This is a genomic window from Pseudomonas nunensis, assembly GCF_024296925.1.
GTDB classification, from domain to species: Bacteria; Pseudomonadota; Gammaproteobacteria; order Pseudomonadales; family Pseudomonadaceae; genus Aquipseudomonas; species Aquipseudomonas nunensis.
Genome location: NZ_CP101125.1, coordinates 2,190,917 through 2,216,493, shown reverse-complemented (window position 1 = coordinate 2,216,493; position 25,577 = coordinate 2,190,917). Strand labels below are relative to the sequence as shown.

Here is a 25,577-nt window from a genome sequence, read left to right as displayed (position 1 = left end):
GCTCCGCACTCCATGGCACGCAAGGCCTCAACCAAGGAAAAACCTGTCGCGACAAAGTCGCCCAACGCACGAGCAGCGATAAATTTCATAAGTTCCTTCTCGAAGATTTGTCAGTGCCGCCCGGAACACACAGCACCGGGCACGCTTGGAGTGGGTACGGAATCAATGCGCCGACCCGGCCTGTGGTCAGGCTCGGGGGCGGTGTCGGAAGATTTGGCGTGGTGCTACGCCAGGGAGCTCAAGCTTTTGTCGCGGGCGGTGCAGTTGATATCGGAGACGATGTGCCCGTCGGCCAACTTGATGATGCGGTCGGCCAGTTGGAAGTATTGGTCGTCGTGGGTGATGATCAGCACCGTTTTGCCGCGCCGTTTGAGGTCCGGCAGCAGCTCTTCATAGAAGAATTTCTTGAACGGCGGATCCTGGTCGGCAGCCCATTCATCCAGTACGTAGATCGGCCGGTCTTCCATGTACGCGCAGACCAGCGCCAGGCGTTTTTGCTGGCCGTACGACAGCTCCTTGGTGGTCGAATAGCCGAGCCCGTCGATCTTGATTTTGTCCGCCAGGCCCAGGGTTTCCAGGTACTTTTGGGCCAGCGCGGGGCTACCCTCTTCCTCGTCCGGCCCGATCAGGCGATTGAACAGGTGGAAGTCGGAGAACACCGCGGAGAACAGGTCGCGGAAATCACTGCGGGTGTCATCGTTGATGGCTGTGCCGTCGAGCAGGACTTCGCCGCTTTGCGGGATATAGAGGCCGCAGATCACTTTGGCCAGGGTGCTTTTGCCGCAACCGTTGCCGCCGACGATGTAGATCAGCTCACCGGACTGGATGCTCAAATCGATAGGCCCCAGGCCGAAACCGGTCCCGGTGACTTTGTCCTGGTAGTGCATGCGCACGTCTTTGAGTTCGATGCTGTCCCAGTATTTCTTGTGTTCCAGCAACAGCGTCGCGGGTACTTCCGGATCAACCGGGTCCGGGTGCGGGTCGTTGATCGAGAAGCCAAACTCGGCCAGACGCGTACACGCAATCCGTCCACCCGCCAGGACCGGCATCGCCCCGACCAACAAAGACAACGGTCCCATGATGTAGAGCACCGCGAGGACACTCGCGGTCATGACTTTCGGGTCGAGGGCGATAACCAATGGCGCGGCAAACAGTAGGCAACCGATCAACAGCGACAGGGTGAACTGGCCGACGTTGTCGGCGGCGGTGTACCAAAGACGCTCAATGAAGTTGAAGCGCGCCACCCGCGTGGAAGACGCCTGGATCGCCGAACGGGCGAACCAGCGGCGGCGGATGCCGTTGAGCTTCAGTTCCTTGAGGCCGAACACCAGGGCATGGGTGTATTCGTTGAACGAGGTGAACTCATCACGGACCCGGCCGGAGTAACGAATGCCGCCCAGGAAAAAGAACATATAGAGGATGACGCCGACGACCATCAGCGTCAGGGTCAAGGCGAACACCACCCACGACAGGTACGCCAGGTAGGCGATGCCGAATATAAATACGGTCGCCTCGATCAACACCGTGGGCATGACCACCAGTGTGGTGTTCAACTGCGGGATGTCGTTGGTCAACATGGTCAGCACGTTGGGCGGGCCACGGCGGTCGACTTCTTCCAGCGGCGTGCCAAGGATCTTGCGGCACAGGGCGATGCGCAACCGGGTCATGATGCGCATGCTGGCGTAGGCCGGAAACAGCGCGGCGCCGTTGCGGAAGATCAGCGCCACCACACTCAGCCCGACAAACCAGATCAGTGCATCGGTGCGCGAGCCTTCTTCATGAATGGCTTTGTTGATCACGCTGACCACGGCGATGGACGCCACGCCGCTGATGATGCCGGTGATCAAGGTGAAGAAGGTCAGCCAAGGATGACTGCGCCACAACAGACGCATGACCGAGCCGGGTTTCGGCTTTTTGTCCTTCTTTGGCTTCTTCTCTTTCTTCTCGCCTTTCATTGATCGCTATCCTCAAATGGGCTCACCGCAGGGCATCAAGTGTACGGAGCGTGAGCAAAACGGCTGTCCCGGATTGCCGGTACAAAACCGTAAATGCCTGGCACCCGACCGCAGTTATTGTTCCTGCCAGACATCGTTTCTGGCGGTCATCTCGCCCATGGCCACCACAATCAGGCGCGGCTCTTCATACGGGTCACGGGCGTGGGCGGTGAGCATGTTGTCGAGCATCACCACATCGCCTTTCTGCCAGTCGAAGCGCACCGCGCAGGACTCATACGCTTCGCCGAGCAACGCCATGACCTCGTCTTCGATGGGTGTGCCGTCGCCGTAACTGACCATGCGTGGCAAGCGGTCTTCACCGAACATGTCGAGCAGGTCTTCGCGCATTTCCTCGCCCAGGCAGAACGGGTGATGCAGCTGCACCTGATTGAAAAACGCCGATTCCCCGGTCACCGGGTGCTTGATCACCGCCGGGCAGCGGGTGCGAATCTGCAAGGTATCGGCGTCGAGCCAGGCGCAGTCGGTGCCCTGCTCGCAGCAACGGGCCTCGACCACTGCGGGGTCGTCGACACCGAAGAAGTTCTGCCAGCTCGGCTCGACGCCCTTAGTGAAGGTGCGGCTGTACGAGAGCGCCTTGCGCTCGAAGGTCTCGACGATCTCGGCGGGCAGCAGGCGGATCATTTGGCGGATGTCCACCAGGGGTGTTGCGCCGCCGACGCGGGATGGTTTTTCGCAGAAGAACCATTGCTTGCGTGGCCAGCTTTCGAGGTGCGAACTCTCGTTGTGGTAGAGGATCATTTCGCGCTCGGGATAAGGCGTCGAACGATAGACATTGCGCCCGCCCTCCTTCTTCGGCAGGTCGCCGTAGCTGCCGTGCAGACCGGGTGACAGTGCCTCGGCGAAGGCTTCGAAGGACGCCACCGTGTCGAGCCCGAAGCCGCGAAAAAGCACGGCGCCATGCCGACACAACAAGGCCTCGACCGCCTCGCGCCGGGCCGAGGCCCACGCCGCGAAATCCAGGCCAGGGGTGACCGGTTCGATCACCACCGGCAAGGTCAGCCCGGGGTTCAACAAAGAAAGCCGGACTGATTCATCCAGACCGTTGTCAGCCCAACCAACAGCCGCAGTTTCAAGATTCATGCACAACTCCCAAGCCATATGGATCGATCGCGCAAGGATCAAAACATTGCGGGTGGGTCATGTCTGTAACTGCAAACAGGGACACCCCACTGAATCCCGGCCATACATTGCCCCCGTAGCAGCTGTCGAGCGAAGCGAGGCAGCGTTCGGCGGCGAAGCCGTCGTCAACCCAAAGCACGCGGTCTACCTGAAACACCGCGTTGGCGGATTTTGCGACGGCTGCGCCGCCGAACGCTGCCTCGCTTCGCTCGACAGCTGCTACGGGATTTGCGCTATCCCCTTCCCGACTTGCGCTTGTCCCCATTTCCCGCGACAGACATGCGCTTGAACACGGTGCTGAAATACGGCAGCTGCGAATCGCGGTCGGTCCCTGGATACCTGTCCGGTGGGCTGTCGAATGGCCTCGCCTGTCGAGGCCACCGCGATGCACCTTTCCCCATTCACTGGAGCGTTAGTCATGCCGATCACCAACACGGGCGGGGCGCTGAACTCCGCGTCATCGCCTCTCAAACCCGCAGCGTTGCTGCATGAGTTGTTCAGTGCCAAGGCCCGCGAATTTCCCGAGCGAACGGCTGTGTCCGACGAAACCCGGGCCTTGAGCTATGCGGAACTGGAAGCCGTTTCATCGAAACTCGCGGCACGCCTGCGTCATGAAGGGGTGACTGACGGCATGCTCGTGGGCCTGTGCCTGGAGCGCAGCGCCGACCTAGTGATCGGCCTGCTCGGCATTCTGAAAGCCGGCGCCGCCTATGTGCCGGTTGACCCGCTGTACCCGGCCAAACGCCTCGAACACATCGTGCGCGACAGCGGCATCAGCTTGATGATTTCCTCGAAAGATGTCGCCAGCGTTCCGGCAACTCCGTCGCTGCGTGTGTTGCACCTTGACGCTCTGCTGAGCGGCCCTGAAGTCGAAACAACCGCACCAAAACTCAATGCGGCGACAGCACCGGCGTATGTGATCTACACCTCCGGCTCGACCGGTGAACCCAAGGGCGTATTGGTCGCGCATGGCAACGTGAGTAGCTTGCTGGAGAGCACGCAACGCTCGTACGGTTTCTCGAAAACCGATGTCTGGTCGATGTTCCACTCCATCGGTTTCGACTTTTCCGTGTGGGAAATCTGGGGCGCGCTGGCCCATGGCGGCCAGGTTGCCGTGGTGCCTTACGACGTGTCGCGCTCGCCGGAATCGTTCCGCAAGTGGCTGGTGCGCAACGGCGTGACCGTGCTCAGCCAGACCCCTTCGGCGTTCCGTGGTCTCGACGAGGTTGACCGCCTGGCCAAGGATCGCCTGGCCCTGCGCTATGTGGTGTTCGGGGGCGAAGCCTTGCCGGCCACGGTGCTGCGTCCTTGGGTCGAGCGTCACGGCGATGAAAAGCCCGCGCTGATCAACATGTACGGCATCACCGAAGCCACGGTTCACACTACCTACAAACGGGTGCGCGGCCAGGATCTGGAAAGCTCGGCGATGGTGTCTATCGGTCAGCCACTGGATGGCTGGAAACTCAACCTGCTGGATGTGAATCAGGTGCCGGTAGCCCAAGGCTCGACCGGCGAACTGTATATCGAAGGTGCCGGCGTTGCGCAGGGTTACCTGAATCGAATTGCGCTGAGTGCCGAACGCTTCGTCACCCTGCCCGGCCACACCAGCCCGGCCTATCGCACGGGCGATCTGTTGATGCAGGGCGCCGATGGCGAATATCGCTACGTCGGGCGTTGCGACGAACAGCTGAAGATCCGTGGTTTCCGCATCGAGCCGGGTGAAGTCGAAGCCTGCCTGCAAACCAGCACCGCCCTCTCGGCCTGCCACGTCGGCGCTCACGATTATGGCGATGGCGACTGGCGCCTGATCGCCTACGTCGTGCCCACCGACGGCCCGAGTGCCTGGACCGAACAATCCCGTGCGCAACTCGCGGCACTGGCGTCGGACAACCTGCCCGACTACATGCGCCCTTCCGCCTACATCGTGCTCCCGGCCTTGCCGATGACCGCCCACGGCAAGATCGACAAGGCGCAGCTGCCTTCGCCGTTGGCCGAGACGTCCGCGCCTGTGCAATCAGGGCTTACCGAGCATGAGAAGTTCGTGCTGCGGGTCTGGTCCGACGACATCGGCCTGAAGTGCATCGGTCTCAACGATGACTTCTTCGACTTCGGCGGCACCTCCCTGGCGCTGATCCGTTCGCTGAGCAAGCTTAAAACGCATTACCAAATCAATCTGGACCCAGGCGTTCTTGCCGATGGTGCGACCGCCAAGGTCCTCGCTGGCTGCATTAATTCGCTTGTTCACGCCCACCACCAAAAGGAAGAAGCAAATGTCTGAAGTCGCGGTTAGAACATTCAATCTGACGAAGGAAGAACGAGAGTCGTTCGAAAAGAACGGCTTCATCGGCCCCTTCACGGCCTACACCCCGGAAGAAATGAAAGAAGCCTGGAAACGTACCCGCCTGCGCCTGCTCGACCGCAGCGCTGCGGCCTATCAGGATCTGGATGCGATTTCGGGCGCCACCAACATCGCCAACTATGATCGCCACCTGGATGACGATTTCCTCGCCGACCATATCTGCCGCGCCGAAATCACCGACCGCATCCAAAGCATCCTCGGCCCTGAAGTGCTGTGCTGGCGTACCGAATTTTTCCCGAAATACCCGGGCGATGAAGGCACCGATTGGCACCAAGCCGACACCTTCGCGAACGCCTCGGGCAAACCGCAAATCATCTGGCCGGAGAACGAAGAGTTCGGCGGCACCATTACCGTGTGGACTGCGTTTACCGACGCGAATATCGCCAACGGCTGCCTGCAATTCATTCCGGGCACGCAGAACAGCATGAATTACGACGAAACCAAGCGCATGAGCTATGACCCCGAGAACGCCACCGGGGTGGTCAAGGACGGCGTTCGTCGTGGTTTCTTCGGCTACGACTACCGCCAGTTGCAGATCGACGAGAACTGGAAGCCTGACGAAGCCGCTGCCGTGCCGATGCAAATGAAGGCCGGCCAGTTCATCATTTTCTGGTCCACACTGATGCACGCCTCCTACCCGCACAGCGGCGAATCCCAGGAAATGCGCATGGGGTTTGCCTCGCGCTACGTGCCGTCCTTCGTGAAAATTTACCCGGACTCGGACCACATCGAAGAGTACGGCGGCAAGATCAGCCTGGAGAAATACGGCGCGGTGCAGGTGCTCGGTAATTCGTCTCCGGACTACAACCGCCTGGTGACCGAGACCACCCGAGGCAAGAAATTCGGCTCGGAATAAAGTCGGTTCAAGCAACGTTGCCTAACAGGAGCACCCTTTCCATGTCCCTTCCCACCGACGCCGCAACGCGCCTGTGCGAGACAGTCAGGATGCTCCGGCATCTTGCCGCCAACCTGCCGGCTCCGGTTCGCCTGTGTTTCTTCGCCGGGGGAGACGACAGCACACCTGTCGCCGCCTCCCCGGCGCTGGTCGCCACAGAGCACGCCGTGACTCGCGCGTTGGCCCACGTTGGCGTCAGCGCCGTGCAGTATTTGCACGGCGCGTCGGCGCAACTGTCGTCGTTCGAATTGTTTATCAGCAAGAAGATTTCCCAGGCCCTGGACTTTCGCTATGACGCATTCGATGCGCCGGAGCGATTTGAGGCCGTGCTGGCGTCTTTCGATTTCAGCGGCGCCGTGCCGCAGATCGAAATGTCGCGCCTGATCACCCGGGATGGCGTCCCGCTGGCAGTCTATGCCAGCAACCATCGGCAACGCCCGCCCATCGTCCTCGCCCTGCCCTGCGGCATGCCGTTTGACCTTTGCCGCGACTGGTTCGACGCGCTGAGCGAACGGTACTTTGTCGTGACCTGGGAAACCCGGGGGTTGTTTGGTGACTGTGAAGCCTTCGACCAGGTGGGTGTCGATACCCATGACCAGGTCGCCGATCTGTTCGCGGTGATGGATCATTTCGAGTTGCACAGTGCACACCTGATGGGCATCTGCGGTGGTGCGGCGATTGTGCTGTGCGCCGCGGCCGTGCATGGCGAACGCGCGCAGTCGTTGAGCCTGTGGCACGGCGACTACAACCTGGGCGATGACAGCCTGCGCACGCCACACCAGCAAAACTTCGAATGGCTAATGGAAACCGCCGCGCAGGACCGGGAGGAGGCTCAGGACCTGCAGGCGATGTTCGTTGACCAGAAGACGCTGGCGACCACGCCGGAACCGATCGCTCATACGGTGCTGTTTCCTTACGTCAACCCGGAGCTTTTCTACCGTTACGCCCGTCTCAACGATGCACTGAACAAAACCGAGTTGCTCCCGATCCTGCCCCGGATCACCGTGCCGACGCTGGTGGTGGCTGGGGACAGCGATAGCACCACGCATATCGGTGGGTCGCGATTGATTGCGCAGTCCATTGAAGGGGCGACGTTGCATATCGAAAAGGACGGCAGCCATTTGGCGTTCTTCGAACGGGCGGCGGAGTCGAAGAAAACAGCGTTTGAGTTCATCGACGCAACGCTTGAATTGGCTGAGGTCTGAAACACTAAACCCCCTAACCTAACACCAACCCCCTGTGGGAGCGGGCTTGCTCGCGAAGGCGGCGTATCAGTCACTGCTCATGTTGACTGACACGCCCTCATCGCGAGCAAGCTCGCTCCCACATTTGTTTCGCGTAGTTCGCAGGATTTGTGACCAACCCCGGACCCTGTGGGAGCGAGCTTGCTCGCGATGGCGGTGGCACAGGCAATCATTGTGTTGCCTGACACACCGCCTTCGCGAGCAAGCCCGCTCCCACATTTGTTTTGGGGATGTTCACAAGATCTGTGGTCGCCACAGATCCCTGTAGGAGCGGGCTTTCTCGCGAAGGCGTCGGCCCAGTCACTACTCATGCTGACTGGCACACCGCTTTCGCGGGCAAGCCTCGCTCCTACAGAACCGCATCGGCGGGGGTTAATGCGCTGCTGTCCTCATCCCGCACCAGCCGATCCAGTCGCCGCATCGGCCGATAGATCAGCGTGCCCAGGCACAGCAGCACACTCACCGCACCCGCCACCACAAACAGCAGCGCCACGCCCCGGCCCTTGCCGACGCCGAGCCAGCCACCGATGGACTCGACAAATCGCCCACCCGGCTCAAGTGCCGGCTGGAACCAGTGATCGACAATCAAGCCGCCACCAAAGATCGCAATGCTGGTAGCCGCAATGATCAACATGCTGATCAGCGCAAACACACTGGCCCGCGACCCGGTCGGGATCTTGCGCATCCACAGCGCACTGACACCACCATCAGCCACGCTGGCCGCCGCAATGGCTACGAACACCACCGCGCAGTAGGCCGTCGTGCCCGACACCAGACCAATGCTGACCACACACAGCGACAACACCAGGTCGGCACAGGCAATCAACACCATCAACCGCCCCGGATTACCGACAAATATCAACAATCCAGCGCCAGACAATCCGCCCAACGCCGCCCAGGTGTACACCACGCCCAACGTCTGGCTGGTGTGCATCGACAGCAGCAACGGCGTGATCATCAACGTCACCATCGACAACAACGCATTGCGCAGCATGGTGTAGACCAGCAATCCCGCCATCAACCGTTCGGTTTTGAAGAAGCCCAACGCATCAGTGACATTGCGCACTGCGCCACGCATCACCGATCCCGCACTCGCACCGCCGCTTTTAATTACGGGCGCGCGCGCATGGGAAAACGCCTTGATCACCAGCAACGTGCCTGAACAGAAGGTAATCAGGTCAATCGCGACAATCGTCACCAACCCGGCCTGGGCCATCAGGATGCCAGCCAACAGCGGCCCCACCAGCGCCGAGGCGTTCTTGCTGATGCCCATCAACCCCGAGGCACGAGTGAATTTGTCCGGCTTGACGATCGAATTGACCGCCGCCTGATAAGCCGGCTGCCGGAACGAACTGACGATCGACGCCAACGCGTTGAACACATACAGATGCAACGGTTCCAGTCGATCGGTCCAGAGCAACGCCATCACCACGAACAGCATCGCCGCGAGCAGCACGTCGCTACAGACAATGATGACTTTGTGGCTGACCCGATCCGCCAATCCTCCGGCCAACGGCAAAAAAATGATCGCTGGCAACGTCGCGGCCAACACCACATTGGCAAACGCCACGGCGGATCCGGTGTGGTTGTAGACCCAGACACCCAGGGCGAACTCCATCAGCGCGGTACCGATCACCGCGAGGGATTCGCCCATCCACAGGAAATAGAAACCGCGCCCAAGGGAAAAGTCTGGGCGGGCCGACTTGAAGATCACCGTTTGACCAGGCGCGCAACGCCATGCAGCAAGCGGTACGCCAGGGAATACACCACCGCGCCGAGCACCAGCGGTGCCGCCGGCGTGAACAGATACGTGCGCGCCACTTTGCGGGCGATGGGATAGCGCAGGTCACCGTTGATGTGCAAAGGCGTGCCGAAGGTCGCGGCGACGGTGATGCCGAAATCTTCGCCAATCGACTCCACCGCATGCCACCACAGCGCCGGGATATACAGCGCATCGCCCGGTTCGACCACAGCGCGGGTCGGGCGCAATGCGCGGGTGCCGGGGAAACGCTCGGTGTCGATATTGAACAGGTAACCCTCGTTCTCGATCACCGGCCGCAAGCCTTCCCAACTCGCATCGTCGGGCGGCAACAAGAGGATTTCCTTGGCACCGATCACCTGAGTCATAAAGGTTTCGTCAGTGGCATGGAAGTGCCAGTCGGTATAGGAATCGCGGTACAGGAAACCGCGATAAGACGGGTAACGTCGGGCTTTGCTCAGCACCGGCATGAACGGCATGCCCGCGACGTCGTCCTTCATCTTCTCGAACGCCGCGCCTTCGGTGAAACCGCAGCTGTCAGCCACCAACGGTCCCCCCTCAACCTTCAACTCGTCGAGAAAATCATGGAACAAGATGTCCCGGTGGCGTGCGTCTGCCTGTTCGGTCAACGCGGCTTTGACCTCGGGCCCGGACCAACCGATCACCTCTGAGACCATCGCCGAACGCACCACCACCGGGCTATTGGGCGAGTTCGCCCGCAGGTACTCGGTGTCGGTCCATTTGGTGAACGCCGGCCAGTGGCGCACGGCGTTTTTGATCAGGCAGGGACGGTTCTTGGTGACATAGATACGCATGAAATCGGCTTTGGAGATTGCATGCGCATCGATCACTTCAACCGCCGCGGCTTCAGCGTAATTGGGGAATCGGGTCAGGCTCCAGGGCTTGACCGCAGGACGGTCCGTTTCGGCTGTCATGTTCATTTCAATGGCTCTCGCAAGTACACCCAAGGGATGGCGTTCGGTCTCTGGGAAAGCATCGATTTTTCTCGAGACAGTCGAGAGCCGGACACGGGCTGGCTGAAGATTTTGCTCGGGCTTTTATAGCAGCCCACTCCCCAGATCCAAAGCGCCGCGCCGGTGCATCGGCACGCTTGTCCCTGCTTCCCATGACAGACAGTCGGCCGTGGATGTTCTAATTTTTTCCGACCCTGTGGAGAGACCGTCAAGGCGCTCGAACGACCAGTCCGCGCCGCGAAAATCGCCCTCTCCACGACCTACGTTTCGTCACGTCGATGCTCAGCCCAGCCCCTCAGGTATATCTGCCCATCGAACGGAGACGAGCCTTAATTGACTTAGAAACAGGTGTTTCCGATATGGCTTCGTCTACCGATATGGCGCTTTCCAACGACCTCGAAAATGACAACCAGCCCCATGAGCTGGCGTCGGTCCAACAAGGCATCTGGCTCGATCAGATGGCCCACCCGGAACTGCCCTACTACAACATCGGCATGGTCCTGGAGATCAAGGGTCGGATCGATGTGCAGTTGCTGGAAAAAGCCATCGAACTGATCGCCAATCGGCACGATGCCCTGCGCCTGAGCTTCAGCCATGAAGGTGGCGTCGCGCGCCAGAGCGTGTTGCCGTCGATCGAAGTGAAGCTCGACGTCGTCGATTTTTCCGAGGAAGACACCGCCGCCGGACTGGCCATGGCCTACGTGCGTGAAGCCTTCCGCAAGCCGTTCGACAAACTGACCGGCAAGCTGTGGGAAGCGCGATTGGTGCGCTGCGGCCCGGAACGTTTCTACTGGCTGAACCGCTATCACCACCTCGTCACGGACGGCGCCAGTGTCTCGTTGATCGGCCATGCGGTCAGTGATGCCTACAACGGTTTGCTCGCCGGTGACGACAACCCGCCCGAAGGGCATTCCTACATTTCCTTCCTCGCCGAAGACCGCAGCTACATCGAATCGACCCGTTTCGAACGCGACCGGGCGTTCTGGCATGAGAAGTTTGCCCAACTGCCACCGGCGCTGTTGCAGCAAAGGGTTGCAGTCGCCGGCAGCGGCATCGCCCCGAGTGCGCAGGCGCAAGCGATGATGCCCCGGGCGCTGTTCGACGGGTTGGCGCAGTTCGCCAGTGGCCATGGCATGTCCCTCGCCCACGTATTGATGACCGTTCTCGCCACCTACTTCTGCCGCACCGAAGGCGTGGACGAGATCGTGATCGGCATGCCCGTGCACAACCGCACCACCGCGCGCCAAAAGGCCACGGTCGGCATGTTCTCCTCCCTCAGCCCGATCCTGCTTGAAGTCGACCCGCAAGCCTCGTTGCTGGACCTGATGCAGGTCGTCGCCACGCAGCTGCGCAAATGCTACCGCCACCAGCGCTTCCCGATCGCCGAGTTGAACCGTTCGCTGAAACTGGCGCAGCAAGGCCGTCGGCAACTGTTCGACATCTCGCTGTCCTTCGAAAGCCTCGACGGCGATATCCATTTCGGTGGCATGCCGTCGGAGGTGTTCACCCTCGACAACGGATATGAGCGCACGCCGTTGGCGATTTTTGTGCGTGACTACCACCCGAACGAAGACGTGTACCTGGACTTCAACTTCAACACCGCGTTCTTCACCCTCGACGAAGTGCAGCAGCTGCAACAGCGCATTCTTTCGATGCTGGAAACGGTCATCGAACACCACGCGTTGCCGGTCGGGCACTTCCCGATCATGCCTGCGGCAGAGCGGCAGCAACTGCTCGGCGAGTTCAACGCCACCGAGCGCGACTATCCCCGGGATCTATTGATCCACGAACTGTTCGAGCAACAAGTTGCACTGCGTCCGGCGGCCAATGCAGTCAGCGACGACAGCGGTCAGGTGTTGAGCTACGCCGAACTCAACCGCCAGTCCAATCAGCTGGCCCATCGGCTGATCGAACTGGGTGTCGGCCCTGACGCAAGGGTTGCCGTATGCCTGCGCCGCAGTCCGGAGATGGTGATTGCCCTGCTGGCGATCCTCAAGGCTGGTGGCGCCTACGTGCCGATTGATCCGGATCTACCGGTTTCTCGCCGCGAATACATGCTCGATGACAGCGCACCACTGGCGGTGTTGAGCAGCGAAGCGCTGCTGGCGACCCTGCCCGCGCTGAGCGTGCCGGTATTGGTGCTGGATCGCGATGCCCATGATTTCCCCGACACCAATCCGCACGTGTCGGGCCTCAACGCCACACACCTGGCCTACGTGCTCTACACCTCGGGTTCGACCGGCATGCCCAAAGGCGTGATGAACGAGCATCGCGGGGTGGTCAACCGGTTGCTTTGGGCGCGGGATGAATACCGCGTCGATGAAACCGACCGGGTCCTGCAAAAGACCCCATTCGGCTTCGACGTGTCGGTCTGGGAATTCTTCCTGCCGTTGCTCGCGGGTGCGCAACTGGTGATGGCGCGTCCGGGCGGCCATCAGGAGCCTATCTATATCGCAAAAGTGATTCGCAGCGCCGGCATCACCATGCTGCACTTCGTGCCGTCGATGCTTGAGCTGTTCCTCGAAGACCGCGACAGCCAAGGCTTCCCCGACCTGCGTCGGGTGCTGTGCAGCGGCGAAGCCCTGCCCCGCAGTTTGCAAAAGCGCTTCGAACAACAACTGGCCGAGGTCGAGCTGCATAACCTTTACGGCCCGACCGAAGCCGCCATCGACGTCACCGCCTGGCACTGCCGTCCGACCGATCGCGGCGACAGCGTGCCGATTGGCCGACCAATCGCCAATATCCAGATCCGCATCCTCGACAGCTTTGGCGAACCCACGCCGAAGGGCGTCGCCGGGGAAATCAATATCGGTGGCGTTGGCGTAGCCAGGGGTTACCTGAACCTGCCGGAACTGAGTGCCGAGCGTTTTGTGGCCGATCCGTTTTCTAAGGATCCCGAGGCTCGCCTCTACAAAACCGGGGACCTGGGTCGCTGGTTGGCGGATGGTTCGATCGAGTACATGGGCCGCAATGACTTCCAGGTGAAGATTCGCGGTTTCCGTATCGAGTTGGGCGAGATCGAAGCCAAGCTGGCCAACCACCCTGATGTGAAAGAAACCGTGGTCCTGGCGCGCGAAGATGCGTTGGGTGAGAAACGTCTGGTGGCCTATTACACGACCACCGATGAAGCGCTGGAGACTGAAACCCTGCGTTCGCACCTGCAAGCGTTGTTGCCGGAGTACATGGTACCGGCGGCGTATGTGCGCCTCGATGCGCTACCGCTGACCTCCAACGGCAAGCTGGATCGCAAGGCATTGCCGGCGCCGGATCTGGCGTCGCTGGTTACCCGCACTTACGAACCCCCGGTGGGTGAAGTCGAAATTGCCCTGGCGCAGATTTGGCAAGACTTGTTGGGCTTGCCGCAGGTGGGTCGTCAGGATCAGTTTTTCGAACTCGGTGGCCATTCGCTGCTGGCGATTCAGTTGATTTCCCAGGTGCGTTTGCAACTGGGCGTGGAACTCGGTCTGGCTGACTTGTTTGCCCAGCCTGAACTCGCCGCACTGGCGCAAGCCGTCGCCGAGGCCAGTCGCAGCACCTTGCCGGAGATCGTTACGGTTTCCCGCGAGGAAGATCTGCCGCTGTCCTTCGCCCAGCAACGCTTGTGGTTCCTGGCACAGATGGAAGGTGGCAGCGCGGCGTATCACATGCCGGCGGGCCTGCGTTTGCGCGGCACGTTGGATACGGACGCGCTGCAACGGGCGCTGGATCGCATCGTGTTCCGTCACGAAGCGTTGCGCACCACTTTCGTCCAGGCTCAAGGCGAGGACGCTGTCCAGCGCATCGCCCCGGCGAACAGTGGCTTTGCCCTGCGCCAATACGATCTGCGCGGTCAGACCGATACCGAAGCGCAATGGCAGGCTCTGGCGGCTGAGGAAGAAGCCGAGCTGTTTGATCTGGAACACGGCCCGTTGATTCGCGGGCGCTTGATTCGCCTGAATGCTCAGGACCATGTGTTGCTGGTGACCATGCATCACATCGTCTCGGATGGCTGGTCGATTGGCGTGCTGACCAACGAACTGGCGGCGCTGTACGAAGCGTTCCGCCATGGCCTGGACGATCCACTGCCGGCGCTGGCGGTGCAATACGCCGACTACGCCGTGTGGCAACGTCGCTGGTTGAGCGGTGAAGTGCTGCAAACCCAGAACAATTACTGGCAACAAAGTCTGGCCGATGCGCCGGCATTGCTGATGTTGCCGACCGATCGCCCGCGCCCGGTGGAACAGGATTACGCCGGTGCTGCGCTGTCAGTCGCGTTCGACGCCAATCTGACCGCAGACCTGAAAAACCTGAGCCAACGCCACGGCACCACGTTGTACATGACGTTGATGGCGGGTTGGGCGGCGTTGTTAAGCCGTCTCTCGGGGCAGGACGAAGTGGTGATCGGTTCGCCGGTGGCCAACCGTCTGCGCGCCGAGGTCGAAGGCTTGATCGGTTTCTTCGTCAACACCCTGGCGGTGCGGGTCGATGTCTCCGGCGCCCTGAATGTTGAGAATCTGCTGGCTCGGGTCAAGGCGCAAACCCTCGGCGCCCAGGCCCATCAGGACCTGCCGTTCGAACAAGTGGTGGAAGCGCTGAACCCGGTGCGTAGTCTGGCTCACAGTCCGTTGTTCCAGGCGATGTTGTCCTGGCAGACCGCCAACGGCGACGACCTGGTGCTCGGTGAGCTGAAACTCGAAACCCTGGGCATGACCAACCGTGTAGCCAAGTTCGATTTGTCGCTGGAACTCGGTGAGGTCGGCGGGCAACTGCTCGGCACGCTGGAATACGCCACGGCGTTGTTCGATGAGCGCACGGTGCAGCGTTATCTCGGTTATTTCGAACGGGTATTGCGTGGCATGGTGGCCGACGATCAGGCGCAGGTCGATCAGATCGAGTTGCTCGATGCCGGCGAGCGCCAGCGTTTGCTGGTTGACCTCAACGCCACACGCGCTCCGTATCCGCGCGACAAAACCATTCACCAGTTGTTTGAAGCCCAGGCCGAAGCGCAACCGGATGCCATCGCGGTGGTGTTTGACGGCGAGCAGATGAGCTACGCCGAACTCAATCGTCAGGCCAACCAGATGGCGCATCACTTGATCGGTTTGGGCATTCGTCCGGATGATCGGGTGGCGATTTGCGTCGAACGTGGCGCGGAAATGCTGGTTGGTTTGCTGGCGATCCTGAAATCCGGTGCGGGTTATGTGCCGCTGGATCCGGCTTATCCGGCTGAACGATTGGCCTACATGCTGAGCGACAGCACCCCTTCGGTGTTGCTGACCCAACGTGCATTACAAGCGAATTTGCCAACTCTGGACATTCCGGTGGTCCTGCTCGATAAAGCCGAACGCATCGCCGACGGTTACGACGACAACCCGGTGATCCTGTCCCTCGGCGTGCGTCATTTGGCCTACGTGATCTACACCTCCGGCTCGACCGGCACCCCGAAAGGCGTGATGATCGAACACCGTGGGTTGGTCAACTACACCCTCGACGCGATTCGGTTATTCGGGCTCACAAATGCCGACACCGTGCTACAACAAAACACCCTGAACTTCGATTTGTCGGTGGAAGAAATCTTCCCGGCGCTGATTGCCGGTGCGACCCTCGCGCCGAGCCGCAGCATCTTCGGCACCTCCCAGGACGACATCCGTCCCACCTTCCTGCACCTGACCGCCGCTCACTGGCACACCCTGGCCGCCGAATGGCACTACAACCCGAAACTGGCCCAGGACCAGTTGCGCGACGTACGGCTGATCAACGTCACCGGCGACGCACTCTCCACGCAAAAACTGCAAATGTGGGAACAGATCCGCCCGGCGCACACCAAACTGGTCAACACCTACGGTCCGACCGAAGCCACCGTTTCCTGCACCGCGAGCTACGTGACCTTTGAAGCGCTGAACAGCAATGCGAGCATCGGTACGCCGATGGCCAACACGCGGATTTACCTGCTCGATGCGCACCTGAAACCAGTGCCCTTCGGCGTTACTGGCGAAATCTACATCGGCGGCGACGGCGTGGCGCGCGGTTATCTGAATCTCGACAAAATCACCGCCGAACGCTTCCTGCCTGACCCCTTCAGCAACCTCGCCAGCGCTCGTCTCTACAAAACCGGCGACCTCGCACGCTACCGCCCGGACGGCGGCCTCGAATACCAGGGCCGCAACGATTTCCAGGTCAAGGTTCGAGGTTTCCGTATCGAACTCGGCGAGATTGAAGCGCGATTAGGCGAGTGCACCGGCGTAAAAGAAGCCGCCGTGATCGTCCGCGAAGACGCACCGGGGGATAAACGTCTGGTCGCTTATGTGGTCCCGCAAGCCAATACAACTTTGACCGCCGCCAACCTGCGCGCCCAACTCGCGCCGCTGCTGGCCGAATACATGCTGCCAAGCGCGTTCGTCAGCCTAGACGCGCTGCCACTGACACCCAACCGCAAGCTCGACCGCCGAGCGCTGCCAGCGCCCGACGCCGCAGCCTTTGCCAACCGCACCCACGAAGCCGCGAAAGGCTCGACCGAAATCGCCCTCGCCCAGATCTGGCAAAGCTTGCTCAAAGTCGATGCCGTAGGCCGCCACGACCACTTCTTCGAACTCGGCGGCCATTCGCTGTTGGCTGTCAGCCTGATCGAACGCCTGCGCCAGCAAAATCTGGTCGCCGACGTGCGCACCGTATTCACCTCGCCGACCCTGCACGACATGGCCCAGGCGATTGATCGCGACACCCGCGACCTGTTCCAGGCCCCGGCCAATCGCATTCCGGCCGACTGCACTGCACTGACTCCGGACCTGTTGCCTCTGGTCGAGCTCGAACAAACACACATCGACCGCATCGTTGCCAACACCCCCGGCGGCGCCGCGAATATCCAGGACATCTACCCGCTGGTGCCGTTGCAACAGGGCATCCTGTTCCACCACTTGCTCGGTCATGAAGGCGACGCCTACCTGGTGCGCTCGCTGATCGAGTTCGATGACCGCAGCCGCCTCGACGCCTTCGTCGCGGCGCTGCAACAGGTCATCGACCGCCACGACATCCTGCGCACCGCCGTGCAATGGACCGGCCTGCCGCACGCGGTGCAAATCGTCCAGCGCCACGCGGTGCTGCCGGTGCATACCGTCACGCTCAATGATCAAGAAGACGCGCTGGCCCAGCTCGAAAACATCAGCGATCCACGTCACCTGCGCCTCGACCTGACCAAGGCACCGCTACTCTGCGCCCATATCGCCAAGGATCCGCAGTCGCCACGCTGGTTGCTGTCACTGCTCGATCACCACATGGTCAGCGACCACGTCACGCTGGGGATTCTCCTCGAAGAAGTGCAAGCGATCCTCAATGGCGACAGCGCCAGCTTGCCGGCACCGCTGCCTTACCGTGACTTCGTGGCGCAGACCCTCGCGAGTCCGCCACAGGTCCATGAAGCCTATTTCCGCCAGCGTCTGGCGGATATCGACGAACCCACCGCGCCGTTCGACTTGCTGAATATTCAGGGCGACGGCAGCGACGTTTCGATGGTCAACGTGCGTCTAGAGACCACGCTGGCCCGCAACATCCGCGTTGCCGCGCGTAAACGTGGCGTCACCCCGGCAGTGCTGTTCCATATTGCCTGGGCGCTGGTGCTCGCACGCTGCACCGGGCGCAACGATGTGGTGTTCGGCACCGTGGTGTCGGGACGTTTGCAAGGTTCGGCGGGTGCCGAACGGGCGCTCGGGGTGTTTATCAATACCCTGCCAGTGCGTGTGCACCTGGACGAACAGACCACGCCCGCGCTGGTCGCCGATACTTATCGCGATCTGAGCGCCCTGCTCGCCCACGAACAGGCATCGCTCGCGCTGGCCCAGCGTTGCAGTGGCTTGTCCGCTGGCCTGCCGCTGTTTACTACCCTGCTCAACTATCGCCATCAGACCGGCGACGCGTCGCTGGCTAATGAAGATCAAGTGCTGGCGTGGGAAGGCATCCGCTTCCTGAGCAACGAAGAGCGCACCGGTTACCCGATCGAGATCGCCGTGGCGGATGAAGGCGAAGACTTCTCCCTGAGCGCCCAAGCCACCGCAGGCATTGATCCACAGCGCATCGCCGCTTACATGACCCACGCCGTCACCGCGCTGGTTGAGGCCCTTGAACACAACCCCGAGCAGCTGGCCGACACCCTCGACGTACTGCCCGCCACTGAGCGTCAACAACTGCTCGGCGGCTTCAATGCCACCGCCACTGACTTCGATCTGTCGCAGCCGGTGCAGATGTTGTTTGAAGCCCAGGTGCGCGTGCGGCCCGAGGCGATTGCGCTGGTCTACGAGGATCAGCAACTCACCTACGCCCAGCTCAACCGCCGCGCCAACCAGCTCGCACGGCGCCTGATCGCCCTCGGCCTGCAACCGGACCAGCGTGTTGCCCTGTGTGCCGAGCGCAGCCCGGAAATGCTGATCGGCCTGCTCGGCGTGCTCAAGGCCGGCGGCGCCTACTTGCCCCTCGACCTGGCCCTGCCGGTTGAGCGCACGGCGTTCATGCTCAGCGAAAGTACTCCGCTGGTGGTGCTCACCCAACAGGCTTTGGCGGCGCAATTGCAGGTCGGCGAAACGCCGCTGTTGTTGCTCGATGAACGCGAATCCCTGGACGCCGGCAACGACCCGGCCTTCGACCCGAACCCGGAGATATCGGGGCTGACCCCGGCGCACCTGGCCTACGTGATGTTTACCTCGGGCTCGACTGGCAAGCCGAAAGGCGTGATGGTCGAACACCGCAACGTGGTCAATCTGTTACGCACGATGGCTGAAAAAGTCGGGGCGAATGCCAATGATCGCGTGCTGGCGCTGACCACTCTCGGCTTCGATATTGCTGGCCTGGAACTGTTCCTGCCGCTGATCTGCGGTGCGCGGGTGGTGTTGGCTTCCCGCGATCAGGCCCACGACGGTCGCCTGCTGGCCGAAGTGATTGCGCACAACGAAGTCACCCTGGCCCAGGCCACCCCGGCGAGCTGGCGCATGCTGCTCGATTCGGGCTGGTCGGGCGATACATCGCTGACCGCCCTGTGTGGCGGCGAAGCCTTGCCTGCCGATTTGGCCCGGCGTCTGGCTGGACAGGTCAAGCGCTTGTTCAACGTGTACGGCCCGACCGAAACCACCATTTGGTCATCGGCAATCCAGGTCAGCGCCCAGGACACCCTTGGCAATCAGGTCAGCATCGGCCGGCCGATCGCCAACACCCAGTTCTATGTGCTCAACCCGCAAGGCAACCCCGTACCGGTCGGCGTCTCGGGTGAAATGTATATCGGCGGTACCGGCGTGGCCCGTGGCTACCTGAACCGTCCCGACCTCAGCGCCGAACGCTTCCTCACCGATCCGTTCAGCACAGTGCCGAATGCACGGATGTATCGCACCGGCGACCTGGGCCGCTGGCTGGCCGACGGTAGCCTGGAGTTCCTGGGACGCAACGACTTCCAGGTGAAGATCCGCGGTTTGCGCATCGAACTCGGCGAAATCGAAAACGCCCTGATGGCCTGCCCCGGTGTGCGTGAAGCGGTGGTGATCGCTCGCGACGACACCCCGGAAGTCGCCAACAGCCAGCGTCTGGTCGCCTATTTGTGCGGCAACCCGGTGCCGGCGGAATTGCTGCGTGCCGAATTGCTGAAAAGCCTGCCCGACTACATGGTGCCGAGCGCCTACGTGCAACTGGACGCCCTGCCCCTGACCCCGAACGGTAAACTCGACCGCAAGGCCCTGCCCGCGCCGGGTCAGGATGCCGTGGCCAGCCGTGCCTATGAGGCGCCGCAAGGTGAAACCGAAATCGCGATTGCCAGCATATGGCAAGACTTGCTGCACCTTGAGCAGGTCGGGCGTCACGACGGTTTCCTCGAACTCGGTGGGCATTCGCTGCTGACCGTGCAATTGCAGGCCCGCCTGCATCAAGTGCTCGGGGTCGAAATCGCTTTGCGCACGCTGTTTGCCCAGGGTTCGCTGAGTGCCATGGCCGAGTGCGTCAGCCAGGCCGGCTTGTCGCTGGTGCAACCGATTCCGCTGGTTTCGCGCAAACAGGCGCCACCCTTGTCGCTGGCGCAGCAACGGTTGTGGTTCCTCGATCAACTCGATCACGCCGCCAGCGCGGCGTATCACCTGCCCGCCGCACTGCGCCTGAGCGGCAGACTCGACGAAACCGCCCTGCGCCGCGCCCTCGATCGCATCGTTGCGCGACACGAAAGCCTGCGCGCCACGTTCGAACGCCACGACGATAAGGTCGGCCAATACTTCGCCCTGGCCGACGTCGGTTTCACCCTGACCGAACACGATTTGCAGCGGCTGCCGCACGAGGCACGGGAACACGCGGTCAAGGAACTCGCGCAAATCGAGGCCCACGCGCCGTTTGATTTGAACCGTGGTCCGCTGATCCGTGGCCGCCTGCTGCGCCTGGATGACAACGAGCATGTATTGCTGGTGACTCAGCACCATATCGTCACCGATGGCTGGTCCGTCGCGCTGCTGATCGAAGAGTTCAACGCGCTGTACACCGCGTTCAGCCAGGGTCTGGACGATCCGCTGCCGGACTTGGCGCTGCAATACGCCGACTATGCGGTGTGGCAGCGTGAATGGTTGCAAGGTGAAGTGCTGCACACCCAAACCCGCTACTGGACCCAGGTTCTGGACGGTGCACCGGCGCTGCTCGAACTGCCGGCTGATCGGCCGCGCCCGCAAGTGCAAAGCTACATCGGCTCCAGCGTACCGCTGCGCCTGTCGCCAGAGTTGAGCAGCGCAGTGCGCCGTTTCAGCCAGCAACAAGGGCTGACGCCATTCATGACCCTGCTCGGCGCCTGGTCGGTGCTGCTCGCGCGCCTGAGCAACCAGCCGGACGTGGTGATCGGTACGCCGGTGGCCAACCGTCCACGGGCCGAGACCGAAGCGCTGATCGGCTTCTTCGTCAACACCCTGGCGCTGCGGGTTGACCTGCGCGACCAGCCAAGCGTCGGGCAATTGCTGGCGCGGATAAAGTCCACCGCACTCGACGCCTACAGCCATCAGGAATTGCCGTTCGAGCAAGTCGTCGAAGCCCTGCAACCGGAACGCAGCCTGGGCCACAGCCCGCTGTTCCAGGCGATGCTGGTGTTCGGCAACACGCCGCATAACCGCACACTGGAACTGCCGGGCCTGCAATTGAGCCCGGTCGCCCTGCCACTCAGCACGACGCAAACGGATTTGAGCCTGTCGCTCAACGACGATGGCGAGACCATTGCCGGGCAGTTCGAATACGCCACCGACCTGTTCGACGCCAGCACCATCGAGCGTTGGGGCCGGCACTTCCTGCGTCTGCTGGAGGCCATGCTTGCCGACACCAGCCAAGCCGTCGGCGCCTTGCCGCTGCTGGACGCCGAGCAATATCTGCAAGTGCTGAAAGACTTCAACCCGAGCGCCGAGCCTCTCGACGAGGACCCGGATCGCCTGCCGCAGAAGATCTTCGAAACCCAGGCTGCGCGCACGCCGGAAGCGATTGCCCTGGTCAGTGCCGGCGAAACCCTGACTTACGCCGAGTTGAACGCACGGGCCAACGGCGTCGCCCATCGCCTGATCAAACTTGGGGTCAAACCCGACGACACCGTGGGCCTGTGCGCCCGCCGCAGTGCCGACATGGTGATCGGCTTGCTGGGTATCCTGAAGGCCGGCGCCGCCTACGTGCCGCTCGATCCGCAATACCCGGCGGAACGTCTGGCACACATGCTCGCCGACAGCGCACCGCGTGTATTGGTCCGCCAACAAGGGCTTGAGTTGGCGGTGCCGGTTGACCTCGCCACCATCGAGATCGGCAGCGACGAAATCACCCGCAACCCGCAGATCGCCGGTTTGACCGTGAGCCATCTCGCCTACGTGATCTACACCTCCGGCTCGACCGGCCTGCCGAAAGGCGTGATGGTTGAACACCGTGGCCTGCGCAACCTGCTCGACTGGTACCTCAAGGATCTGGCGTTCACCGCGAAGGATGCGGTGCTGCTCGCGTCCTCCTACAACTTCGACCTGACCCAGAAAAACATCCTGGCGCCGTTGATGGTCGGCGGTGTCTTGCACCTGGCCGAAGAACCGTTCGACCCCGCCGCCATCGTCAAACAGATCGCGCAGTCGGGCATCACCCACATCAACATGTCGCCGAGCGCCTTCCACGCGCTGGTCGACGCCGACAAAACCCACGCCCTCGCCAGCCTCAAACGCGTGGTGCTGGGTGGCGAACCGATCCCGCTGGCCATGCTGGAAAAACTCCAGGCGCCGCGGCCCACCGTGATCAACAGCTACGGCCCGACCGAGTGCAGCGACGTGGTGGCCTGGCAAACGGTTGACGCCGACCTCGACGTTTACCGGGAGCAGGCAATCCCCATCGGCAAACCGATCAGGAACATGCAGCTGCATGTGCTGGATTCCCTCGGGCATCTGGTGCCGATCGGTGTTCGCGGCGAGATTCACATTGGCGGCACCGGCGTGGCCCGGGGCTACCTGAACCAACCCGAGCTGAGCGCCGAGCGTTTCATCAGCGATCCGTTCGCCGCCACGCCGGAGGCACGCCTGTACAAGACCGGTGACATCGGTCGCTGGCTGGCGGACGGCACTCTCGAATACCTCGGTCGCGACGACCATCAAGTGAAAATCCGTGGCTTCCGTGTCGAACTCAGCGAAATCGAAGCCGTGCTTGCCGGTTGCGAAGGTGTGCGCGACGTCGCCGTGATTGCCCGCGAGGTCAGCCCCGGCCAATCCGACAGCACACGCTTGGTCGCCTACCTGTGCGGCGAACCGGTGCTCGCCGAACTGCTGCGCAGTGAATTACTCGCGCATTTGCCCGAGTACATGGTGCCGAGCGCGTTTGTTTACCTCGACGTGTTACCGCTAACGCCCAACGGCAAACTGGATCGCCGCGCCCTGCCGGCACCGGGAGCCGACGCGTTCGCCAGCCGTGCCTACGAGGCGCCGCAGGGTGAAGTGGAAACCGTGATTGCCGGTATCTGGCAGGACCTGCTGGGCCTGGAACAAGTCGGTCGCCACGATCGTTTCTTCGAACTCGGCGGTCACTCGCTGATGGCCGTGGCCCTGATCGATCGCCTGCGTGAGCACGGCCTCGGTGCCGATGTGCGCATGGTCTTCGCCTCGCCGAGCCTGCGGGAAATGGCCCGGGCGATTGGCCGTGATGCGCGGGAAATCTTCCACGCGCCGCCAAACCTGATCCTGCCGGACACTACGCAACTGACCCCGCCGATGCTGCCGCTGATCGAACTCGATCAAGCACAGATCGACACCATCGTTGCCAACGTGCCCGGTGGCATTGCCAATATCCAGGACATCTACCCCCTCGCACCATTGCAACAGGGCATTCTGTTCCACCACTTGCTCGGCCATACCGGCGACGCGTACCTGATCCGCTCGATGATCGAGTTCGATGAGCGCAGCGGCCTGGATCGCTTCGTCGCGGCGCTACAACAGGTCATTGATCGCCACGACATCCTGCGCACTTCGGTGCAATGGAATGGCTTGCCGGAACCGGTGCAAATCGTGCAGCGCAACGCCGAACTGGCGGTGCACACGGTCACGCTCGATCCAAAAAGCGACGCCCTCGCGCAACTGGAAAACATCAGCGACCCGCGTCAATTGCGCATCGACCTGAGCCAGGCGCCGCTGCTGCGCGCCTACATCGGGCGTGATCCGCACAGCCAACGCTGGCTGCTGGCCTTGCTCAACCACCATATGGTCAGCGACCACGTCACCCTGGAAATCGTGCTGGAAGAAATCCAGACCATCCTCCAGGGCCAGGGCGACAGCTTGACCGCGCCGATGCCTTATCGGGATTTCGTCGCGCAGATCCTTGCCACGCCAATCGAAGCCGACGAGGAATACTTCCAGCGCCGGTTGGCGGATATCGACGAGCCCACCGCGCCATTCGGCCTGCTCGATGTGCAGGGCGACGGCAGCGATGTCGAAGAAGTCAGCATGCGCTTCGACGACGGGCTGACTCGTCTGATCCGGGCCCAAGCTCGCGAACGCGGCATCACCCCGGCCGTGCTGTTCCATGTGGCCTGGGCGCAGCTGATCGGTCGTTGCAGCGGTCGCGATGACGTGGTGTTCGGCACCGTGGTGTCGGGTCGTTTGCAAGGCTCGGCCGGTGCAGAACGGGCGCTGGGCGTGTTCATCAACACCCTGCCGGTGCGGGTGAACCTGGCGCAATTGGGCGCCAATGCGCTGGTCGCCGAGACGCACCGCGACCTCAGCGAATTGCTCGCCCACGAACAGGCCTCACTCGCCCTGGCCCAGCGTTGCAGCGCGGTGCCCGCCTCGCTGCCGCTGTTCAGTAGCCTGTTCAACTATCGCCATCAACTCGAAGATGACGCCGCGCCGACGCAATGGCCGGGCGCGCGGATCCTTTCCGAAGCGGAGCGCGACAACTATCCGCTGACGGTGTCGGTCAACGATTACCAACATGACCTGGGCCTGACCGTGCAGTGCTCGCCGAGCATCAACCCGCAGCGCATCTGCGACATGATGCAGCGCGCCCTGGAGCAACTGACCCAGGCGCTGGCAAACACCCCGGATGTTCTGCTCACACAACTCGATTTACTGCCGACGCAAGAACGCGAAAAGGTGTTGGTTGAATTCAGCCAGAGCGCGCCGGATGCCGAGTGGCTGGCGCAACACAACCTGTCCATCAGCGAGCCACGCCTGTATGTGCTGGACGCGGCCGGCCAGTTGGCGCCTATCGGTGTCACCGGTGAAATCCATATCGGTGGTGCGAAAAACCTCGGCACCGAACGCTTCATCAGCAATCCGTTCAGCGCCGATCCGCAATCTCGCCTCTACAAGTCTGGCGATCTCGGCCGCTGGCTGGCGGATGGCACGCTTGAAGTCTTGACCGGTGAGGCCGCTGAAATCGAAGCCGCCGAAGCGCTGCAATACGAAGCGCCCAAAGGCGAGACCGAACAGAAACTCGCGGCGCTGTGGAGCAACCTGCTCGGCATTGAGCGCATCGGCCGCAACGACCACTTCTTCGAGTTGGGCGGTCATTCCCTGATCGCGGTGCAACTGACCCTGCGGGCCCGGGAACACTTCGGCGTCGACGTCACGCTCAAGGCGTTGTTCGAACACCCGTCGCTGCGCGAACTGGCCGACCTCATCACGACCCTGCAACTGGCGCTGTACGAGTCAGAAGTGCTGCTCGATCTCGAGCGGGAACTGGCTTCGTTATCAGAAAGCGACTTGCTCGCTATCGTCTCCAAGGATGCTTAA

The 25,577-nt window shown here is 61.8% G+C and carries 8 protein-coding genes; 4 read left to right on the top strand and 4 right to left on the bottom strand.

The window, feature by feature from the left end; all coding sequences use genetic code 11:
• Positions 1-224: 224 nt before the first annotated feature.
• Both NK667_RS09780 and NK667_RS09775 read right to left on the bottom strand, forming a co-directional pair.
• Complete coding sequence (locus NK667_RS09780; protein ID WP_082356695.1) at positions 225-1,955, bottom strand: cyclic peptide export ABC transporter; 1,731 nt, start codon at positions 1,953-1,955, stop codon at positions 225-227.
• Positions 1,956-2,069: 114 nt separating this feature from the next.
• Positions 2,070-3,095: a TauD/TfdA family dioxygenase gene (locus NK667_RS09775; RefSeq protein WP_054614543.1), complete on the bottom strand. Its 1,026-nt coding sequence runs from the start codon at positions 3,093-3,095 to the stop codon at positions 2,070-2,072.
• A 457-nt stretch (positions 3,096-3,552) separates the two neighbouring features.
• Between NK667_RS09775 and NK667_RS09770 the strand changes: the two genes are divergently transcribed.
• From NK667_RS09770 to NK667_RS09760, 3 genes are read left to right on the top strand one after another with little or no spacing between them, the layout of a single operon-like run.
• Positions 3,553-5,412, top strand: coding sequence for an amino acid adenylation domain-containing protein (locus NK667_RS09770; protein ID WP_054614542.1), 1,860 nt, complete (start codon positions 3,553-3,555; stop codon positions 5,410-5,412).
• A complete protein-coding gene (gene syrB2, locus NK667_RS09765; protein ID WP_054049640.1) occupies positions 5,405-6,349 on the top strand; it encodes a syringomycin E biosynthesis L-threonyl-[L-threonyl-carrier protein] 4-chlorinase SyrB2 in 945 nt (314 codons plus the stop codon). Before NK667_RS09770 ends, syrB2 begins: the two co-directional genes overlap by 8 nt.
• Before the next feature lie 41 nt (positions 6,350-6,390).
• Positions 6,391-7,593 (top strand): alpha/beta fold hydrolase, encoded by a 1,203-nt coding sequence (locus tag NK667_RS09760; RefSeq protein WP_054614541.1) that lies wholly within the window; start codon positions 6,391-6,393, stop codon positions 7,591-7,593.
• Between the two features lie 388 nt (positions 7,594-7,981).
• On the opposite strand, the gene NK667_RS09755 is transcribed toward NK667_RS09760, so the two are convergent.
• On the bottom strand, positions 7,982-9,346 hold the full coding sequence (locus tag NK667_RS09755; RefSeq protein ID WP_054614540.1) for an MFS transporter: 1,365 nt from the start codon (positions 9,344-9,346) through the stop codon (positions 7,982-7,984).
• Positions 9,343-10,326: a cupin-like domain-containing protein gene (locus tag NK667_RS09750; protein ID WP_236708572.1), complete on the bottom strand. Its 984-nt coding sequence runs from the start codon at positions 10,324-10,326 to the stop codon at positions 9,343-9,345. The genes NK667_RS09755 and NK667_RS09750 overlap by 4 nt, the downstream gene beginning before the upstream one ends.
• Positions 10,327-10,724: 398 nt before the next feature.
• On the opposite strand from NK667_RS09750, the gene NK667_RS09745 reads away from it, so the two are divergent.
• Positions 10,725-25,577, top strand: coding sequence for a non-ribosomal peptide synthetase (locus tag NK667_RS09745; protein WP_054614539.1), 14,853 nt, complete (start codon positions 10,725-10,727; stop codon positions 25,575-25,577).

What these genes read in the sequence shown, in the direction of transcription:
- NK667_RS09780 (WP_082356695.1), bottom strand. Translation starts at nt 1,955, where the DNA reads ATGAAAGGCGAGAAGAAAGAGAAGAAGCCAAAGAAGGACAAAAAGCCG.
- NK667_RS09775 (WP_054614543.1), bottom strand. Translation starts at nt 3,095, where the DNA reads ATGAATCTTGAAACTGCGGCTGTTGGTTGGGCTGACAACGGTCTGGAT.
- NK667_RS09770 (WP_054614542.1), top strand. Translation starts at nt 3,553, where the DNA reads ATGCCGATCACCAACACGGGCGGGGCGCTGAACTCCGCGTCATCGCCT.
- syrB2 (WP_054049640.1), top strand. Translation starts at nt 5,405, where the DNA reads ATGTCTGAAGTCGCGGTTAGAACATTCAATCTGACGAAGGAAGAACGA.
- NK667_RS09760 (WP_054614541.1), top strand. Translation starts at nt 6,391, where the DNA reads ATGTCCCTTCCCACCGACGCCGCAACGCGCCTGTGCGAGACAGTCAGG.
- NK667_RS09750 (WP_236708572.1), bottom strand. Translation starts at nt 10,326, where the DNA reads ATGACAGCCGAAACGGACCGTCCTGCGGTCAAGCCCTGGAGCCTGACC.
- NK667_RS09745 (WP_054614539.1), top strand. Translation starts at nt 10,725, where the DNA reads ATGGCTTCGTCTACCGATATGGCGCTTTCCAACGACCTCGAAAATGAC.